This window comes from Streptomyces adelaidensis, from assembly GCF_016598475.1.
Classification (GTDB): Bacteria; Actinomycetota; Actinomycetes; order Streptomycetales; family Streptomycetaceae; genus Streptomyces; species Streptomyces adelaidensis.
Map to the genome: position 1 here is coordinate 1 of NZ_JAEMUX010000242.1, position 1,208 is coordinate 1,208.

1 protein-coding gene is annotated in these 1,208 nt (G+C 69.6%); it reads right to left on the bottom strand.

Going from position 1 to position 1,208, the window contains the following annotated elements; all coding sequences use genetic code 11:
- On the bottom strand, positions 1-1,208 hold a 1,208-nt coding region (locus I8N67_RS41580), incomplete at both ends, for an ISAzo13 family transposase (protein ID WP_200309547.1).

Here is a 1,208-nt window from a genome sequence, read left to right on the forward strand (position 1 = left end):
GCGTGTCGGTCTCGTCGGCTCGTGATGTTGCATACATGACGTATGCGGCAAGGTCGCTGGGGTCGATCAGGCGGGCGGGGATCGGGTCGGGGTGGTGGCCGTGCTCCTCGAGGAGGGGGCGGACGTCCTTGATCAGCGTTCTGGCCTGGTTCTCGCCGATGCGGAAGAGGTAGGCGATCAGCGAGCGGGACAGTCCTCGCTGGTCGAGGATGCCGGCCCAGATGATGTTCTCGGTGGTCAGCTTGCGGTGTCGGGGCCGTTCCTTCGGGGGCCGGGTGTCGAGGCGGTCGCGGATGGCGGCGGTGAGGCGGTCGAGGTCGTCTCGCTCGAGGCCGGTCAGCAGCGGGTGGGTGGCCAGGGTCGTGCCGAAGGTGTGCGCGTGGCGGGGGTGGGAGCGGGGGCCGGGTGGGTGGAGCGGGACGTCGGGGATTCCGGGCTGGGGCGGGATGGTGTAGTTCCACTCGCCGTGGAAGGGCTCGGGGTGGATGGTCAGGGAGTCCGCGTGCTGCCGGCTGATTTCGATTCCGGTGGGGTAACTGCCGGTGTCCAGGCGGGCGGTGACGGTCAGCCCGGTGCGCGTGGTGGTGGCCGAGATCAGGTTGAGGACGGTTTCGTAGCTGGTCAGCGGGTGGGCGCGCCAGTTCATCGAGATGAAGGAGAACAGGCGGTGCTCGACCCGGTTCCACTTCGATGTGCCCGGCGGCAGGTGGCACACGCTGATCTCCAAGCCGGTCTCGGTGGCCAGGAGGGCGAGGTTGGCCTTCCACGCCTTGGCGCGGGAGCTGTTGGAGCCGCCGCCGTCCGCGGTGATCAGCAGCCGGGTGGCGTGCGGGTAGGCGTGTCGCCCTTCCTCCTTCCACCAGCGGCGCAGGCAGGAGACGGCGAAGGCCGCGGTGTCGTGGTCGGTGCCGACCACGACGTAGCCGGTGTTGCGGGCGACGTCGTAGATCCCGTACGGGATGGCGGTGCCGGACGCGTGGGTGGGGAAGTCGTGGTCGAGGACCTTGACCGGCTCGCCGGGCGGCCGCCACTCCCGCCCGGCCTGGCCGAAGAGGCCGACCTGCTCCTTCTTCTTCGTGTCTACGCTGATCACCGGGTCACCCGCGTCCAGGAACGCCTTCACGGTGGTGTTGAGGTGCCGGAACTGAGCGTCCCTGTCCGGGTGGTGACTGCCGGCCAGGACCCGGGCATTGCCGCGCAGGCTGAAC